14 protein-coding genes, 2 rRNA genes and 2 pseudogenes (1 of these 18 cut by a window edge) are annotated in these 16,435 nt (G+C 41.5%); 13 read left to right on the forward strand and 5 right to left on the reverse strand.

Going from position 1 to position 16,435, the window contains the following annotated elements:
* Together MKX76_RS07835 and rrf are read left to right on the forward strand one after the other, a co-directional pair.
* Positions 1-567 (forward strand): 23S ribosomal RNA (locus tag MKX76_RS07835); it begins 2,479 nt to the left of the window's first position.
* 267 nt (positions 568-834) lie between these two features.
* Positions 835-951: ribosomal RNA gene (gene rrf, locus MKX76_RS07840) — 5S ribosomal RNA — on the forward strand.
* 225 nt (positions 952-1,176) lie between these two features.
* Here rrf and MKX76_RS07845 read toward each other — a convergent pair.
* The 3 genes and pseudogenes from MKX76_RS07845 to MKX76_RS07855 form a co-directional block, all read right to left on the reverse strand.
* Positions 1,177-1,356 carry a hypothetical protein gene (locus MKX76_RS07845; protein ID WP_341033394.1) on the reverse strand — a complete coding sequence of 60 codons (180 nt, stop codon included), beginning with the start codon at positions 1,354-1,356 and terminating at the stop codon, positions 1,177-1,179.
* A 5-nt stretch (positions 1,357-1,361) separates the two neighbouring features.
* A pseudogene (locus MKX76_RS07850) lies at positions 1,362-1,478 on the reverse strand (AraC family transcriptional regulator); the annotation flags it as partial.
* Positions 1,479-1,583: 105 nt separating this feature from the next.
* On the reverse strand, positions 1,584-1,877 hold the full coding sequence (locus tag MKX76_RS07855) for a DivIVA domain-containing protein (protein WP_007131490.1): 294 nt from the start codon (positions 1,875-1,877) through the stop codon (positions 1,584-1,586).
* 221 nt (positions 1,878-2,098) lie between these two features.
* Here MKX76_RS07855 and MKX76_RS07860 point away from each other — a divergent pair, with 221 nt between their 5' ends.
* From MKX76_RS07860 to MKX76_RS07910, 11 genes and pseudogenes are all read left to right on the forward strand, one after another.
* Entirely contained in the window at positions 2,099-2,677 is a 579-nt protein-coding gene (locus MKX76_RS07860; RefSeq protein ID WP_007131489.1) for a hypothetical protein, read from the forward strand.
* A gap of 786 nt (positions 2,678-3,463) precedes the next feature.
* The gene (locus tag MKX76_RS07865) at positions 3,464-4,219 is read left to right on the forward strand and encodes an alpha/beta hydrolase (RefSeq protein ID WP_007131487.1); all 756 of its coding nucleotides are present in this window, start codon (positions 3,464-3,466) and stop codon (positions 4,217-4,219) included.
* A 415-nt stretch (positions 4,220-4,634) separates the two neighbouring features.
* Positions 4,635-5,177: an RNA polymerase sigma factor gene (locus MKX76_RS07870; protein ID WP_007131486.1), complete on the forward strand. Its 543-nt coding sequence runs from the start codon at positions 4,635-4,637 to the stop codon at positions 5,175-5,177.
* A 40-nt stretch (positions 5,178-5,217) separates the two neighbouring features.
* Positions 5,218-6,240 carry a DUF4179 domain-containing protein gene (locus tag MKX76_RS07875; protein ID WP_007131485.1) on the forward strand — a complete coding sequence of 341 codons (1,023 nt, stop codon included), beginning with the start codon at positions 5,218-5,220 and terminating at the stop codon, positions 6,238-6,240.
* 200 nt (positions 6,241-6,440) lie between these two features.
* Positions 6,441-6,545 (forward strand): annotated as a pseudogene (locus tag MKX76_RS07880) (TetR/AcrR family transcriptional regulator); the annotation flags it as partial.
* A gap of 658 nt (positions 6,546-7,203) precedes the next feature.
* Positions 7,204-7,950: an amidohydrolase family protein gene (locus tag MKX76_RS07885; protein ID WP_007131484.1), complete on the forward strand. Its 747-nt coding sequence runs from the start codon at positions 7,204-7,206 to the stop codon at positions 7,948-7,950.
* Between the two features lie 132 nt (positions 7,951-8,082).
* Positions 8,083-8,964, forward strand: a complete 882-nt coding sequence (locus MKX76_RS07890) for a metallophosphoesterase family protein (protein WP_083832651.1) — start codon at positions 8,083-8,085, stop codon at positions 8,962-8,964.
* Positions 8,909-9,496: a chloramphenicol phosphotransferase CPT family protein gene (locus tag MKX76_RS07895; RefSeq protein ID WP_040739586.1), complete on the forward strand. Its 588-nt coding sequence runs from the start codon at positions 8,909-8,911 to the stop codon at positions 9,494-9,496. Before MKX76_RS07890 ends, MKX76_RS07895 begins: the two co-directional genes overlap by 56 nt.
* Before the next feature lie 1,161 nt (positions 9,497-10,657).
* Complete coding sequence (locus MKX76_RS07900; protein WP_007131481.1) at positions 10,658-11,332, forward strand: response regulator transcription factor; 675 nt, start codon at positions 10,658-10,660, stop codon at positions 11,330-11,332.
* A gap of 3 nt (positions 11,333-11,335) precedes the next feature.
* Complete coding sequence (locus tag MKX76_RS07905) at positions 11,336-13,075, forward strand: sensor histidine kinase (protein ID WP_341033397.1); 1,740 nt, start codon at positions 11,336-11,338, stop codon at positions 13,073-13,075.
* Between the two features lie 3 nt (positions 13,076-13,078).
* Complete coding sequence (locus MKX76_RS07910; protein WP_007131479.1) at positions 13,079-13,762, forward strand: hypothetical protein; 684 nt, start codon at positions 13,079-13,081, stop codon at positions 13,760-13,762.
* A gap of 280 nt (positions 13,763-14,042) precedes the next feature.
* Here MKX76_RS07910 and MKX76_RS07915 read toward each other — a convergent pair whose 3' ends face one another.
* Together MKX76_RS07915 and MKX76_RS07920 are read right to left on the reverse strand one after the other, a co-directional pair.
* Entirely contained in the window at positions 14,043-15,545 is a 1,503-nt protein-coding gene (locus MKX76_RS07915; RefSeq protein ID WP_341033398.1) for a response regulator, read from the reverse strand.
* Positions 15,538-16,416, reverse strand: a complete 879-nt coding sequence (locus tag MKX76_RS07920) for a sensor histidine kinase (protein WP_341033399.1) — start codon at positions 16,414-16,416, stop codon at positions 15,538-15,540. Before MKX76_RS07920 ends, MKX76_RS07915 begins: the two co-directional genes overlap by 8 nt.
* Positions 16,417-16,435: the final 19 nt, after the last annotated feature.

Here is a 16,435-nt window from a genome sequence, read left to right on the forward strand (position 1 = left end):
GCAAAGGCATAAGGGAGCTTGACTGCGAGACCTACAAGTCGAGCAGGGACGAAAGTCGGGCTTAGTGATCCGGTGGTACCGCATGGAAGGGCCATCGCTCAACGGATAAAAGCTACCCTGGGGATAACAGGCTTATCTCCCCCAAGAGTCCACATCGACGGGGAGGTTTGGCACCTCGATGTCGGCTCATCGCATCCTGGGGCTGAAGTAGGTCCCAAGGGTTGGGCTGTTCGCCCATTAAAGCGGTACGCGAGCTGGGTTCAGAACGTCGTGAGACAGTTCGGTCCCTATCTGTCGTGGGCGTAGGAAATTTGAGAGGAGCTGTCCTTAGTACGAGAGGACCGGGATGGACGTACCGCTGGTGCACCAGTTGTTCCGCCAGGAGCATGGCTGGGTAGCTACGTACGGACGGGATAAGCGCTGAAAGCATCTAAGCGTGAAGCCCCCCTCAAGATGAGATTTCCCAGTATGTAAGACCCCTTGAAGACGACGAGGTAGATAGGTTGGAGGTGGAAGTGCAGCAATGCATGGAGCTGACCAATACTAATCGGTCGAGGGCTTATCCTAAAAGCTTTCTGAAAGAAAGCTCGCTACGGAAGCATAAACAATACCCCAAAAAGTGAAGCGAAGCTTTGAAGCTAATGCCGAATACTTTTCGGGGACCCCGATACCACATTGGGGAAATGCTACGGATTCTAATCAACGCAAAGACGTTTCGTATCTAGTTTTCAAGGTTCAAAAAATCTTGAAACGATTTTGAAGCTGCATGCCTTTTCTAAGGCTTGATATTTTGCTGATGAGCAATCATGAAGCAAAGGCAGCGCAAAAATCATGTTTGGTGGCGATGGCGGAAGGGTTCCACGCGTTCCCATACCGAACACGACCGTTAAGCCTTCCAGCGCCGATGGTACTTGGACCGAAGGGTCCCGGGAGAGTAGGACGCCGCCAAGCACACGTAAGACACTATCCATTAAGTTGATAGTGTCTATTTTTTGTTATATAGAGTTTATCGATGCAGACAGAGTTACGCAGTATTTGGATGGTCCTGACATCGTATTGTCTTCATTTCTCAATTGCAAAAAAGCGATTGCCTTATGCAGGAAGACAACTTAATGCTTTTTGACATGGTATAAACAAGTAGTACAATATTATGTTTGTTTATTTATAAATGTAAGCTTATACGCTAACCGAAACAATGGCGCCAACTTTCTGTAAAATTAGTAGTCCGCTTTCAATTCGTTCAATGAAGTATTTCTTTTCTTCTAAGACAATAACATCATTTTCATAAAGCTTAACTTCACTTTTGAAGTAGATAAAGTTATCTGATCCTGGTATGGCTCCTTTAAAATAATTCACGGTGTTCAACTCCTTAATCCGCTTCTGAATTCCCTAAAACCTTTAGGTGTTTTTCCTTGGACCTTTTTTAAGGATTGTATGAAGTGATTCACATGATTGAAGCCCACCTTGCGAGCGATCTCGAGCGCCGACTAACATTTGCTGGCAGATTGCTGCTAGAGAGCACACAAAAGGGGCCTCATAAGGCCTCTTTTGTGTCAATACCCTCGTCTGGACAGGAACCTCCCTTAATCTTTCGGTCTGCCGAAACAATGAATCTCTAGTTCGCGAAGTCGTTGATGGAGGCCTGCAGGAACGCTTGAAGGAGTCGCATGATTTAACAACATAACTACATATTCCTGAAGCTCCTTTATTATTTTGTTATATGTTTCATAGTCTTTAATGATCCTATCCAAATAATCGTTAACTTGGTCCTGGTCATACCCACGAAGCCTGTGGTCAAACTCGTGCATATGTATTTCGAGAGGGGTGAGTTCTATTCCCTGTTCAGTTGGTTTCCTTAATAAACGTTCTTTTTCCATTCTCTTCACCGTCCTTAATGGTTACTACAATTCATTATAGCGGGATGTTTCAAAAGGTTTAACATTGAAAATTCAAAACTGGACCATTAAATTGTATATTTCTCTTTAGATTGTTTCTCTTATCGGGCAGGAAAACTCCAGGATGTGGTAATATTTATATTGCAATATACTTTGTAAATGGCAACCCTAATTTTAAGAAGCGGCCGGTTTGAGGTGAACGAATGAATTTTAGACGTGAATGTGGACAAATAATACACGATACGACGGATTATTTATCCTATAAGGGATATTTAATATCGGATCAAGATCAGTTTGATCTCCTGGACGAGATTGACGATGCTATTGAGAAATCGGGACCGTCATCAACAGATAAAGAAGAGGCTGCAATGAGAATCCGATCATTAATAGGCACACTTTTTAAAACGGTTTATCAATGTTCCAATTGCGGTAATTTCTTCATTGATAATAATCATCCTAGGCTAGAAATGTTCAGAGGAGTTAACCCAGTAAATAGAAATTTATTGATGTCGGCTCTCGGGGACAAGTGGAAGGGTTTTATATTTGCGGAGTGGAAAGATAAAATTCCCGATTGGCAAACGTCCAATGGAATCCTGTATAACGAAACAAATGCAAGCTCTCTAACCGTGCGATTAGACGGAAATGGAAAATACAGTGCTTGGGAAACCTTGGAGCAGGATTATTATAAGTTATTTAATGAACTGAAGAATAAGAATGCCATAAGGTACAGCCATTTAAAAAAGAACAATACAGTCATTCATTCATGGAGCTTAAAAAAATAACTTCTATGGAGGAATCCTTAAGAAAACCGGGGTTGTTCTTCCACCAAAAAATGTCCCATATAAGGGGAACGGAGTTTCTTTTTGATTGGATTCTCAATAGCCGGGGGACAAGAACAAAGTCTGATTACCGATTAGATTAGATAAGCTTTTAGCTGCATTTCACTGCTACCTTAAGCTGAATTATTTTTGAAAATCGGAACTTTCACAAATTTATTTTCGTATAAAACTACATGAAAGCTACACATAAGTTGAGTAAAAAGGAATCACCAAAGGAGATCAAATTATGCTTACTAATAAAAAAAGCGAAAAAGGAATCGAAGAAAAATTTGATAATACTGAAAAAGTAATGACGATCGGCGAAATTTTTTACTGGATTACCAGGTCAGTAGCCAAATTACTAAATTAGATGGATATCCTTGTTCACTTATTTGCACTGTAGGTAACGTGGTTTTATTAAAATTATGAAAATAGTATCCGTTTCGTAAGGTAGCTGACCAGTATGGGTCGGCTATCTTTATTTTAATGGCAAGGAGAGGTCAGGCGTCAGACGGATAAGAACATAACCCTTCAGAGATCCGAGCATAAGGAGGGTTTAACGTTTATAGGACCAAGACTTATCCTTTTATAGGACAAGATCTTGATCCTATTGCCAACTGAATCCTTATTCATCATCATAGCCTCCGGGAATAACTTATGACAATTTATCCATATCAACAAATTAAACTTGTAATTATACTTACCGGTAAATATAATTTAATTTATTTCAAGTGAAGGGAAGTGTCAACCATGAAGAAGAAAAACAAATGGATTAGAAGGCTGGTATGGGGATGCTCATTGTTCGTGATTGTTGCAATTGGCTTATTCATATACCTGAAATTGATAACCTACAGTCCTTCCAGTCAAGCGGAGCTCGCTTTTCAGAGCGATAATTTGGTCAAAGTAACAGAGGTAAAAGACGGTTACAAATTTGAGGCTGGTATGGGGAAGGTAATCGAACCTAATATTATTTTTTACCCTGGAGGTCTGGTAGAACCGAAAAGCTATTCCCCCTTTGCGAGGGAACTCGCAAAACTGGGACATCGCGTATACATTGCAGACATGCCGCTGAATCTAGCCATTTTTGGCCAAAATAAAGCCAACTCCTTTCTTGAAGAACACCCCGATGAATCATACGTTATTGGGGGACATTCTTTAGGAGGTTCATTTGCAGCCAGATATGCTTCTGAACACAGTAAGGAGCTAGAGGGAATATTTTTCTTGGCTTCTTACGCTGATGATACGGGTTCAATAAAAGATTCAGATCTGTCTGTATTGCAAATAACAGGGACATCAGATGGAGTACTCAACAGAGAAGCTTGGGAAAGGGCTAGAACCAACCTACCTGCAGACACTTTGTATGTCAGTATCGAGGGAGGGAACCATGGACAATTTGGATCATATGGAAAGCAAAAAGGGGATCATGATCCAGCCATTGATGAGGAAGAGCAATTAGAAAAGGTTGTTCTTGCTATAGAGGATTGGATCACCGAAATGAACAAATAGCCGAAAGTCACTCCGGATTTTTCCCGAGTGACTTTTTTTGATGAGAAAAAAATATTTTTGATAATATTTCATTAACGGTTGCTCACTTATATTGGCTATCTGTTGAAGAGCTGGGTTTCCTTTACTTCTTACATACATATCGTGGAGTTACTAACTGTCGCCGCATCCGGGCTGGGAAATGCGTAACCCGGATGCCGCACAAGTTCGCGAGCAAAACAGGAAATGGGGTGTGGGAGGAGCCAAATCAGATATTCATCGCTCCAGCTAAGCCGTTATCGGGTTCCGGTAACGGTTTTTTGTGAATTTTTATTGGACTTCATGTAGGGTTTCCGGAATTAATGGTGTCTTATATAGTAGCACCGGATTTATGGGCTTAGTTCAACTAAAAGAGATGGTTATAAAGGGGGGAGGATCCATGGAGGATCGGACATTGTTGTACGGTATTGCTCGGAAAGATCCGAAATGTTTTGAAACATTGGTTGACCGATATTCACGCTACATAGCCGCGGTGGTTGCTAAGGTGGCTGGTGGACGGTTTAATTCCTACGATGTGGAGGAAATCACCGGGGACGTACTGGTCAAGCTGTGGACAGACGGGCCCAAAATCATGCTGCGTGGAGATAGCCTCAAGCCTTACCTGGCCATAGCCGCGCGTAATCATACTTTGAATGTTTTGCGAAAAAGGCAGCGGGTCATAGAATCGGAACTGGAAGATGATGCGGTTTCTTGTCCTTCTGCAGAGGCACTGGCTATTCTGCGACAGGAGAAGGAAGCGATTAGCGGCATGGTCCAGGATATGGGGGAACCGGATCGTGAAATCTTTATCCGCAGATACTTCTATTTGGAGAAAGTCCGGGATATTGCAAGCAGGCTGAATATGCAGGAGAAAGCCGTCACTGCCCGGATCCGCCGGGCGAAGGATAAACTGCGCATCCATTATGAAACCGAGAATCCGTAGGATTTTTATAAGGAGCGTGTCTATAGGAGTGAAGCTTCAAATGAATAGCGAAAGGGGATGGATGCAAGTGAAGCGACGAATTGTAGATATCTTGGCCAATATCGACAATCAGGAACTGGAGAAACTCTTTCTTACGGAGGAAGAGGAACGCGAGTTGACGCAGCATATCAGTTTGGAACGCATCAAGAATCGAGCGATGAACCGTATTCTAGAGGAGGAAACGATGATGTTTAAAAACAGGAAGGTAAAAAAATATAAAGCCAGTATCGTTATCGCTGCCGCGATGATTATGATACTTAGCACGACCGCTTTTGCGAGTCAGTACATGGATAGCTTGAAGCAGTTCTTCGGCCAATCCGCATCCATTGCGGAAGACGAACGGTCACCTATACAAGGGACAGATACCGCCTCCGGGGTAACCATGAATGTGGAAGAAGGGATTTATGTCGGCAACAGCGGTTATTTGGTGGTCAGCTTCATGAAAGAGGATGGCATGCCATTCCCAGAGGGTGCTTCGATACCTGCACTTGAACTGAATATGGAACATGATGTGAATTATATGGTGGGGCAGCAGCTTGTTGACGATGACAAAAAGCTTATCGGCGTATTTGAAATGGATGCGATGAATGACCTCGACGGGCTAAAGGCACGGATCACAGCCGATCGAATCACGTCAGCGGCCATCACCCAAGCCGTTGAAGGCCCTTGGGATGTACAATTCACCATTTCTCCCGGGAAGCAAAGAGAGCAGGGTCTAAATCTGACGATTGATGAGGGCGAGGAGGCAATGTCTCTCAGTACTATTAGTGTTTCTTCCATCGGGTTAGCTATCGAAGGCAAGCGTACCGACGGTGAGTTAGATAAACTGCCGGAATATACGCCGGAGGTTAAGGTTATTGCCGCTGACGGATCAGAACTGATGCTGCATGTCAGCTCGACAAGTACCACAAAGAACGGATTTCAATGGCTGTATAATCTCGACAGCAAGAATAACCTCGTTTTTCTAGGGGATGTAGACATCAAGAGCATCAGCATTGACGGCAACGTGACGGAGTTGAAGTAAATATAGATATAAAGTGGCAGGGGCAACGATCAAAGGGCAGAAGCGTCGACTTCTGCCCTTTATGCATGAGGACCAGACAATACCACTTATTCGTGGTTGATTTTCTTCATATCTGCATGACAAATGGACCAGTAATGCTCTAAAGACTTCTCTCCAATAAGATTCCAACTTGTTTGGCCATAACTTCCGGGGGATAAGGCAGTTCTTTTAGAAGTTGGCTTCAAAGCTATGTAATGGGAGGATTCAAAGGTGAGATTGATCGGGAAAGCGGCAGAAATGTGGATTTAAGTGAAGATGTTGCGTTGTAATACCGGTTTTGGTTGTACGGGTTCATGGTCCGTCTTGTCCAAGATGCCGAGAAGCTGACCGAAGAAGAACAGGAGCAATATGAGCAGGCGACTTCCAAGCTGGCTCCGTACTACGAGAAGATTACCGGTACCGCCAACAAGTAAGACTTGAGGAAGTGTAATATGACATGAGTAAGCCACCTGGTCCTTTCCAAGTGGCTTATTTACATGCTGTATTTAGAATTGACTGAGCTTGTAGGTTGTATTCATAAGACATCCTTAATTATAGGTTAGAATTGAATATCCTAGATAATGGATTCTTAAAGAAATACTTACTTAATGAATACTCATTGGATTTATGCTTTTAATTTCAGCCTCAGCTGTAGGACAAGAATGAGTCCGATTACCGGTTAAATGAAAATCTAAGCAATTCCAATGCTATTTCATTAAGCTAAAGGGTTGGAATAGCTTAATGAAGAGGATCCATATAAAATGTGACTCTAAAGAAAAACATGCGACAAACTCATATAATTCTATCAATGTTGGGTGCTTTTTATCTTAGTGTTTTTCAGTTAGAATATAGATGAAGCATTAGTGAAACTTAATTTCATTAGATGAAACACATGTGTACCTTTTTCTAATGCTTACATCTGGCGATAGGAGAGGAGAAAAATTCATGCGAACCATTTTTGATACACACCTACACATCATAGACCCACGTTTTCCATTAATAGAGAATCAAGGATTCTTACCTGAGCCCTTTACCTGCAAAGACTATTTAGATAAAGTTCAGGAACTAAATGTAATGGGAGGTGCTATTATATCGGGTTCATTTCAAGGATTCGATCAAAACTATCTCATTAATTCGTTACAAAAACTCGGTGAGAATTTTGTTGGTGTAACTCAATTGCCACATGATACGTCAGATGAAGAAATAATCAGGCTGCATGGCTACGGTGTAAGAGCCATTCGTTTTAATGTCAAGCGAGGAGGTTCGGAAGACATCTCCCGTTTAGACTACTTCGCCAGGAGAGTTCATGAGTTAGTAGGATGGCACGCTGAATTATATATTGATTCTACTTCTTTACCTGAAATTGCAACAACTTTGGAAAAACTCCCTGCAGTATCGGTAGATCATTTGGGTTTATCAAGAGAGGGGTTTAATAACCTTCTATCTTTAGTCGATAAGGGAGTTAGAGTAAAAGCAACCGGCTTTGGTAGGGTTGATCTTGATGTAACAGAGGCTATCCGTACAATTTATTCAATTAACCCAGATGCCTTAATGTTTGGAACCGATTTACCTTCAACGAGAGCAAAGAGACCTTATGATCATTCTGATATTGAATTGATTTACAACACTCTTGATAATGATCAAGTTGAAAAGGTCTTGTATAAGAATGCGATTAAATGGTATATGAAATAACTATATTGAGCGAAGCGTATTGAGGAGCTTTAGGATATTACTAGCAGGAGATGGCGAATTTTAGCCGTTTGTCCTTAGCCTGTTCAACGAAGACTCGTCGATATAAACCTGATGGCAATGGCATAGTATATTATGAAAGATTCAACTGAGACAGGAGGGTTCTGTATCAGATCATTGATAATTAGTGATGTTCATGGTTGTCTCGATGAATTCAACTTGTTGCTAAGCAAAGTTAATTATAGGCCTCAACATGATGAGTTGATTTTATTGGGAGACTACGTTGATCGAGGGATAAAGAGCAGAGAGGTCGTGCAGCGAGTCAAGGAATTGCATGAAGAGTTTGGGGTGGTTGTACTAAAGGGAAACCATGATGATATGATGGTAAGCGCCCTGATCAACAATGATGAGAGCCTTAATGCTCATTGGTTAAATAATGGAGGGTATCAGACGATAGAGAGTTATTGTGGTTTTGACTTCTTGGAGGAGCAATTTGATTGGAATACATATATAAAAGCCAAGGAATTTATTCGTAATCACTTCCAACCGCACATTGATTTTCTTAATGATCTGCCATTGTACCATGAAACAGATACTCATATCTTCGTACATGCCGGAATCAACCCATTCTATGAGGATTGGAAAAAACAGCCCGATGACGATTTTTTGTGGATCAGAGACATATTCATTAACAATCTCACAGGTACAGATAAGATCGTCGTTTTTGGCCATACGCCATGCGTTTATTTGCACTCATCTGCAGATATTTGGTTTAGTCCTCTTGAGGATAAGATAGGTGTTGACGGAGCATGTGCCTACGGTAAGCAGCTTAACTGCCTGGAGATAAATCATGGTGAGTACTTTCTACATTCTGTTAAAAAAGGTGAAAGCCCTCCCAATTTGGCAAGAGATAAGACGATATGTGAACGCTACGCCAATCCTATACGTGAGGGTGATTCGTTTGAAGCAAGGGATTATTGTGTTAATGAACGGAACTTCAAGTTCAGGAAAGACTAGTATTTCTATAGAACTGATGAATCAAACAGAGATTCCATTTCATTATTTATCAATAGATCATTTTATTAAAGAATTCAACACCAAATTTTTAGATGTTGTTGAACCTACAAGAGAAGTAGATCAGCAAAGGATCGGACAAATCATTTTTGATCCCTTACTCTCCGTGTACTATTCGACAATAAAATTGTTTTCAGAAATTGGTGTGAATGTAATAGTAGATACCGTAATCGACAACGACAAGTGGTTGAATGAGTGTCTTGATCTGTTTTTCGATCAGCCTACGTTATTTGTAGGAGTAATATGCTCGAAAGAAGAACTCATTAGAAGAGAGCAAGCAAGAGGAGATAGAGTTATTGGACTAGCGGCTTCACAGTTCAACAAGGTATATAGCGTTGATGAGTACGACCTCAGAGTAAATACGGAAAAGATGAATCCAAAAGAATGTGCCGAAAAGATATTAAGTTATATGAAGTCCAATAAGGAATACTTGGCATTTAAGAATTTAAGTAAAAGAGATGTTAGTGTTTCATAAAAGGTGTATCCATCATCAAACCACCCCCCCTTCAAATTATTTGATAGGGGGGGGTGACGAGGGACAAGAACTTGAGCCGATTCCCGATTAGATAAAGTCTCTACCTTTTCTTAAAATGCTCATTCATTGTTAGTGTTGAAAAGTTTAGATGCGTTAAAATATTTTCAATATGTCACCTATTTAATATAGTCTGAATCAAAACCTCCAGTGAGATCCCAGCCAATAACCCTAGTGCTTATATAACCTTTTCTCTTGAAATATACTTCTTTTGCGAACTCCTCGATTTATTAGTGAAGCTAATATAAATGGTAAGGAAGATGCAGATTAGAAGTATCGTATGGAACAGGATATGTGGTGTATTTGGCACAATACCATTCCTTAAAGGCAAAAAGGAATGCGTGTTTCCAAACATTTCGATGTATCTTGTACTTTTCTCCTCGGCACCGTATCCAAACAAATAAGGAATCCACCAATCAAGCAATGCTCCAGCAAATATAAAAGTGGGATGAATAAGTAAACCAAAACTTTACCCATAAAGGTTGTCTCTTGCCGACAAAAACCAATATCAGAGCTATCAATATTAAAATTTGCACAACTCCAATAATTGTGACGGTGACCAGTTCGCTCTTTGAACGATTCAATGAAATTGCCTGGACATTATTTAACGTGCCAAGTGGAACCCAATCCTGTACCACCATAAATATAAGGATCAAACCATACCCCAATAACAGTATCTTTTCTGAAACACGTATCTTCCTCAGCTTCTACGCATACCCTTCTATTCCGATTTTTTTAATATATGGATCTTGTGCCCTTTATAATATAAGCCATGAAAGAATATTTACTTAATACGGCTAAAGGCTGATTTGATCCCTAGACCTAAGAACGATACTAGTTGGAAAGCACAGAGATAGAGTATTCTTTTAAGAACTCACTCTCGGAGTGATGGATAGAACAACGGGATTGGATTAGAAAAACGAAAGAATTTGCGCAAAACTATGACGTGTACACACGTTATACACAAGTTTAATTTATATTTAGTTAATGAATGGGATCGCTAAAAGATAAAAGTTGTTCGTGCTTCTATTCTGCTATACTGATAAAACAATAGAGGTGGTGATTTCTATATGCCTTTGAAAACAGAAAGTGGAGCGTGCTGTAATGAAACGAAGCATTTTATTGATTGAAGACGATGTACTTATGAGGGAGTTTATTTCAGATTACTTTATTCAGGAAGAATGGGAAGTGCAAGAAGCGGAAAACGGTAGGATCGCTCTCGATAAGTTTAATGCTGCCCATTTCGACCTTATTATTCTTGACATTATGATGCCAGAAATGGATGGTTATACGGTATGCCGGAGTATTCGGGCAAAATCAGATATACCCATAATCATAATTACGGCAAGGTCTGATGATGAAGACCAGCTATTGGGTTTTGAACTTGGAGCAGATGAATATGTCATAAAGCCTTTGAGTCCTCGAGTATTGGTAGCCCGTGCTAAAGCACTATTAAAGAGGAAAGAAGGAACTGTAGGTCGTAAAAACGAGATGCTTGTGTATGGTGAACTACAAATTAATAGAAAGGCACACGTCGTAAATATATCAGGAGTGAATATAGATTTTTCTCCAAAAGAGTATGACTTGCTCCTTTTTCTAGTTCAAAATTACGGAAAAGTGTTATCAAGAGAATATATTTTAAACGCAGTTTGGGGATATGATTATTTAGGTGATTTAAGAACCGTGGATACACACATTAAGAAGTTAAGAGCAAAGCTTGGTGAAACAGGACGGTATATAGTTACGGTAGTTCGTGCGGGTTATAAATTTGAGGTGTGAGGGATGAAAAAGCACAGTGTAGTTACCAAATTATTTTTAGCGACTTCACTTCTAATCCTGTTTATTTTTTCTTTGGTCATGTTCGCCCAAGGACAATTCTTCGAGCATTTTTATAGATCATCTAAAATTAATGCAATGGAGCATAACTCGAATCAGCTCTTGAAGGAGTTGGAAAAAGAGCCGAATGCAAAACTTCCCGCTAGAACAATCGGGGAGTTCATGAATCAAAATGATACTAGTATTTCAATATTGAACAGTAATTTTGAAATCATTCGTTTGAATCCTTATTTTATAAAACTGCAAACTAAAAATAAAATTGTAAAAATTGAGATCCCGTTAGATGGGATACAGGAAGGGGAGGTACCACAGAACTTAAGATTAGGCGATGTAATAGCTGTAGATGGAATCTTTATGGATGAAAACGATACGATCATGCAGCCTGTTTCCATCCGACCAAGGGGAAATTATCCAGAAGTTGGACTTGTGCGGGTTCAGGGTACGGTATCAGATCTGCTCATTCCTGAGAATCGTACTTATAACCCTTTATATCAAGACGCATTGGTAAAAGAAGCAGTCGAGGAATGGTTAGAAAACGTCGATTTATATCAACACCAACTAAAACAGGGTTCAGTAATCAGGGTGAATTGGAGCGATAAATGGAGCGGGGTCGATTATGTTTTCTTGCTTCACCCATTCTTAAACAGTGCTAACGAGAAACATTACTTATTTTCGATGACCTCCATGCAACCGGTGGGGGAAGCCGTCAATACCCTAAGAAAATATTTCATTTATGCAGCACCCATTATTATTTTCCTTGTAATGTTACTTTCATTAGTTTACTCGAGAATGCTTTCACGCCCTTTGATTATGTTAAACCGTGCAGCAGTACGTCTGGCTAAACTAGACTTTTCTTCACCGCCTGATGTTAGAACCAATGACGAATTCGGAGAACTATCTCGAAGCTTGAATATATTATCCCATAACTTAGATACGACAATAAAACAACTACAACACGCAAACATAATGCTGCAGGAGGACGTAGAAGAAAAAAAACGGGCTGAAGAGCTTCGTAAAGAACTCATTGCTAGTATTTCACATGAACTTAAGACTCCGCTTGGCATAGTGAAAGGTTTTGCGGAGGGGTTACAGGATGGAGTAGCAAAGGAGAAGAAAGAGCGATACCTGGCCTTAATTGTTAATGAGACGGACCGGATGAACGACTTGATTATGGATATGTTGGAATTATCTAAATTCGAAGTGAAAGCCGTCAAGCTGTCTCCAAGCTCCTTTGATCTATATAATCTAATACAGAGGGTAGTAGATTCTTTTTCACAACAAATGGAATCTAAAAAGCTTCAATTTTATACTAATAATCTGAACCAGAGAGGCTTATTTGTTGAGGCAGATTTAAGGCGAATTGAACAAGTTCTTCTGAATCTTATGAGCAATGCAATAAGGCATGCATTTGAAAACAGCGAGATTAAAATGAGCATAAAAAAAGGAATAGGAACTATTACCGTCATCATAGAGAATAACGGAAAGTCTATTCCTGAGGAGGATCTAGTACGTATTTGGGATCACTTTTACCGGGCGGAAAAATCTCGAGATCGGAAAACCGGCGGAACAGGTTTGGGCCTGGCGATCGTAAAGCATATTCTTGAACTGCACGGCAGCGATTATGGAGCAGTAAACACTAAACAAGGCGTGGCTTTTTACTTTACTTTAAACGAAGGCAGGAAATGAATAATGATTAACATTAAAAAGGTAACCGTTATTACAGGTGTGGTAATGATGCTGATTACTAGCGCTTGCGGTAATGAATCAACGAAGACATCAGATGGCAATGTGAATCAAAAGTCTGAAACGATTCAGGGGAATACGACAACTGATTCTAATCAAGAGCAGGAAGATAAGAAAGAAAGTATTAATAAAGAAGAATCCGGTGACATTGAAGAGAATCAAGGTAATAATGCGGAAAGCGGATCTTCTGATACTTCAGATGATAAAAAGATAGGTGGGAATTCTAAAGAAACCAATGATAAAAATGTAAGTGAAACTAAAACAATTCAATCTAATCAGTCTGATCAATCTAATCAAGATACCCAGGACAAAGAAATTTTAATTATTATTGACCAGACAGAAAAGCCAACAACAGGAAATAGCTTTGACTTTTTTGTAAATAAGGCTCCTGAAGGCTACAATTTGGTAGAAATGCAGTGGTTATCCGAACATTCTGTTGTAAAAAACACTATTCAAGAAGCGGTTGAACATGGTAGTAACGGAGAGGATGGCTTTTATATTAGTGGAAATGGACAGTATTCTGGATTTATCTATCCCGATAATCTAAAAGGAGAGAAAGGGAAAGTACTCTTTCTTTTCCGAGATGAACATGGTAATGAGTTAACTTGGGAGAAAGAAATCACACTGTAGTATTTATACAAAGAAAGCGCTCATTGGAAGCTTGTTAATAGTCGGCTTTATGTATGGGATTTGATCTATACAGGGCTGTCACTGTATTCTCATTCATGCAATTTAAGAAGCGATCAGAGATCACAGGAGTGATACTGGATCGCTTCTTATTTTTTATCGGTTAACCTTTCAGCTTCGGCAGAGACAGATAAGGAAAGTGAACCATTGTCTGGAAGGTCTTCTGAATTTTTTGATATAAGGATCGATAGGCAGATCTCCATTCAGGATTTGAGATCGCTTTTTACATTTCGGAATCCGCACTTTGGCTTGGCGGCCTTCCCGTAATTTTCTTGAATACCTTGGAGAAGTATTTGCTGTCCGAGTAGCCCAACTGATAGGCCAAATCCGTCAGTTTCACATCGGGATTGCGGCGGATCATCTCTTCGGCCCGCTCGACCCGCAGCTTGTTCACCAGTTGATTAAACGGCATTCCCGTTTCTTTTTTGATCAGCTGTCCAAGGTAGATGCTGTTGTGATGAAAGATCTTGCCCAGCATGTTCAAGGTCAAGGTCTGATTCAGATTATTCTCGATATACTGAACGACGTTCATCGCTTTGCTCCCCGAATCAGAGTCCGGTTCTGTCGTTGGGGTTAATGCATTCAGTATATGGGCCCTCGAGGAAAAGGCAAGCGAAGCCAGCAGCGCTGCATCCATCTGCTCCTGCATGCCGTAATACGCTGGATCATAGTCGGAATACCACTTGAACACGGTCTTAATGAAGGTATCTAGATGACCCGGTGTCGGAGCTGAGACCAGGCATTGATCGAGCTGCTCGGAAATATACGCAAGCGAGCCCTTGTAATCCTGCAGAGAGAGGTGCATGCTGATGATCTGCTGATCCTTGATTGTCAGAAAAGGGGTATGCACCGCAGTCGCTGGTGTGAATCGGCTCTGAAATAGCTGTCCATATAAACCGGCTATTGTTCCCATTAGCTCCCGCTGCATGCCGGATAGCGACTGAAACTGCATGCTGGCTGCATGCGTTGTCTGGATGCCATCTTCCCGAAGCTGCACCGAAACCAGGTCCGTAACCGAAGCAGCCTGCTCATATGGAGCTATGGCAGCGAGCAGGGTGCCGGACGGTAGGAATAGATGGCATGACCGTGCATGTTGATGAAGAAGAACATCCTCATACTCCAAAAGATCTTCCGTGGTGATCTCGGGTAAACCTCCATCCTCTTGAAGTGGTAACTGAAACAAGAGCCATTGGTAGGGCGACGGAAAAGAAAGCTCCGCGAGAACATCTCCGCACCGCTCACAGGTCTCCACGCCCCGAATGACGGCGGACAAACGATCGCTGGCGTTCCGTTTGGATTCGCGCAGCTCGTGGATACGGGCAGTACGGCTCATTTGGGAGACGTTTTCCTGTTCCTTTAAATGACCGATCGCTTTACGCAGACTGTTCAGCAGCTCCTGGTCCTGAATCGGCTTCAACAAATAACCTGCCACATCATGATCGATGGCTTTCTTAAGATATATGAAATCGTTGTACCCGGAGATGATGATGATTTGCAGTGGAAGCCCGTGGGAGCGCAGCCGCTCGATAAGCGCGATTCCGTCAAGGATGGGCATTCTGATATCCGTGATCATGATATGAGGTGCATGTCTCTCGATCAGATCCAGAACGTCGCTGCCGTCATGGCAAACACCGGAAAGCTCCAGACCAAGCTCATTCCATGGAATGCGGCTTTCCAGCGCTGTGCAAATAATGGGATTGTCATCTGCGATTATGACCTTATACATAAGCATCTTCCTTTCGGATTGGAACTAATAATACGACTCGTAGTCCCTGTGAAGGGGCGGACTGAAAATCCATGGCATAGGAATCCCCATAAAATAAAGCCAACCGGGAATGGACATGTCGTAGCCCGATTGAGGTACCGGGAGAAGACAGTGTTCTTTTCTCCACCTGCTTCAAGCTTTCTCTCAACCGGGATAGTTCATCGGAAGACATGCCCCTGCCGTTATCGCACACTTCGATGCGAACATATTCATCCTGAATGCTGCTTTCGATCCAGATCTTAGGAGTATGTCCCGGCTCCCTGCCGAATCCATGCTTGAAGCAGTTTTCGAGCAGGGGCTGAAGCACCATTTTGGGTATTAGCTGGTCCAGCGTATCCGGATCGATGTTCATGTCCACGTGGATGTCCGGATAAAAAGAGCTGATTTCGGCTATATACATATAATCCATTAGATGCCTGATTTCCTGCTCCAGCGTTACGATGTCCTGAGGCTGAAGGCTGTAAGTAAACAGGGCTCCAAGCTTTTGGCACATGATGCTGGCAGTTTTGGAGCCGTCGATGATGGCCTGGCTGGAGATTGTCTCAAGGGCATTATATAGGAAGTGAGGATTAATCTTTTGCTGCAGAGCATCCAGCTCAGCCTGCGTCTTCAGAAGATTCATTTCATAGTTTTCCTTAAGGAGGTCCTTGGTGCCGGTCACGAGAATATTGAAGGAATTTTTGAGGTCATGGAGCTCGATGATATTCCCTTGGTAGTTTGCGGCGACTTCTAAATTGCCTCTGGATACCTGTTTCATAGCCTTCATCAGTAAATAGATCGGGCGGGTAAACCGCTTCATGGAAACGAGCGAAATGATGAAAATAATAAACAAATACACAGCCATAATGGAT

This window comes from Paenibacillus sp. FSL R5-0810, from assembly GCF_038002285.1.
In the GTDB taxonomy this organism is placed as follows: Bacteria; Bacillota; Bacilli; order Paenibacillales; family Paenibacillaceae; genus Paenibacillus_AQ; species Paenibacillus_AQ lactis.

Excerpts from the sequence above, each read along its gene's own strand:
- MKX76_RS07855 (WP_007131490.1), bottom strand. The coding sequence starts at position 1,877 with ATGGAAAAAGAACGTTTATTAAGGAAACCAACTGAACAGGGAATAGAA.
- MKX76_RS07860 (WP_007131489.1), top strand. The coding sequence starts at position 2,099 with ATGAATTTTAGACGTGAATGTGGACAAATAATACACGATACGACGGAT.
- MKX76_RS07865 (WP_007131487.1), top strand. The coding sequence starts at position 3,464 with ATGAAGAAGAAAAACAAATGGATTAGAAGGCTGGTATGGGGATGCTCA.
- MKX76_RS07870 (WP_007131486.1), top strand. The coding sequence starts at position 4,635 with ATGGAGGATCGGACATTGTTGTACGGTATTGCTCGGAAAGATCCGAAA.
- MKX76_RS07875 (WP_007131485.1), top strand. The coding sequence starts at position 5,218 with ATGAATAGCGAAAGGGGATGGATGCAAGTGAAGCGACGAATTGTAGAT.
- MKX76_RS07885 (WP_007131484.1), top strand. The coding sequence starts at position 7,204 with ATGCGAACCATTTTTGATACACACCTACACATCATAGACCCACGTTTT.
- MKX76_RS07890 (WP_083832651.1), top strand. The coding sequence starts at position 8,083 with ATGAAAGATTCAACTGAGACAGGAGGGTTCTGTATCAGATCATTGATA.
- MKX76_RS07900 (WP_007131481.1), top strand. The coding sequence starts at position 10,658 with ATGAAACGAAGCATTTTATTGATTGAAGACGATGTACTTATGAGGGAG.
- MKX76_RS07905 (WP_341033397.1), top strand. The coding sequence starts at position 11,336 with ATGAAAAAGCACAGTGTAGTTACCAAATTATTTTTAGCGACTTCACTT.
- MKX76_RS07910 (WP_007131479.1), top strand. The coding sequence starts at position 13,079 with ATGATTAACATTAAAAAGGTAACCGTTATTACAGGTGTGGTAATGATG.
- MKX76_RS07915 (WP_341033398.1), bottom strand. The coding sequence starts at position 15,545 with ATGTATAAGGTCATAATCGCAGATGACAATCCCATTATTTGCACAGCG.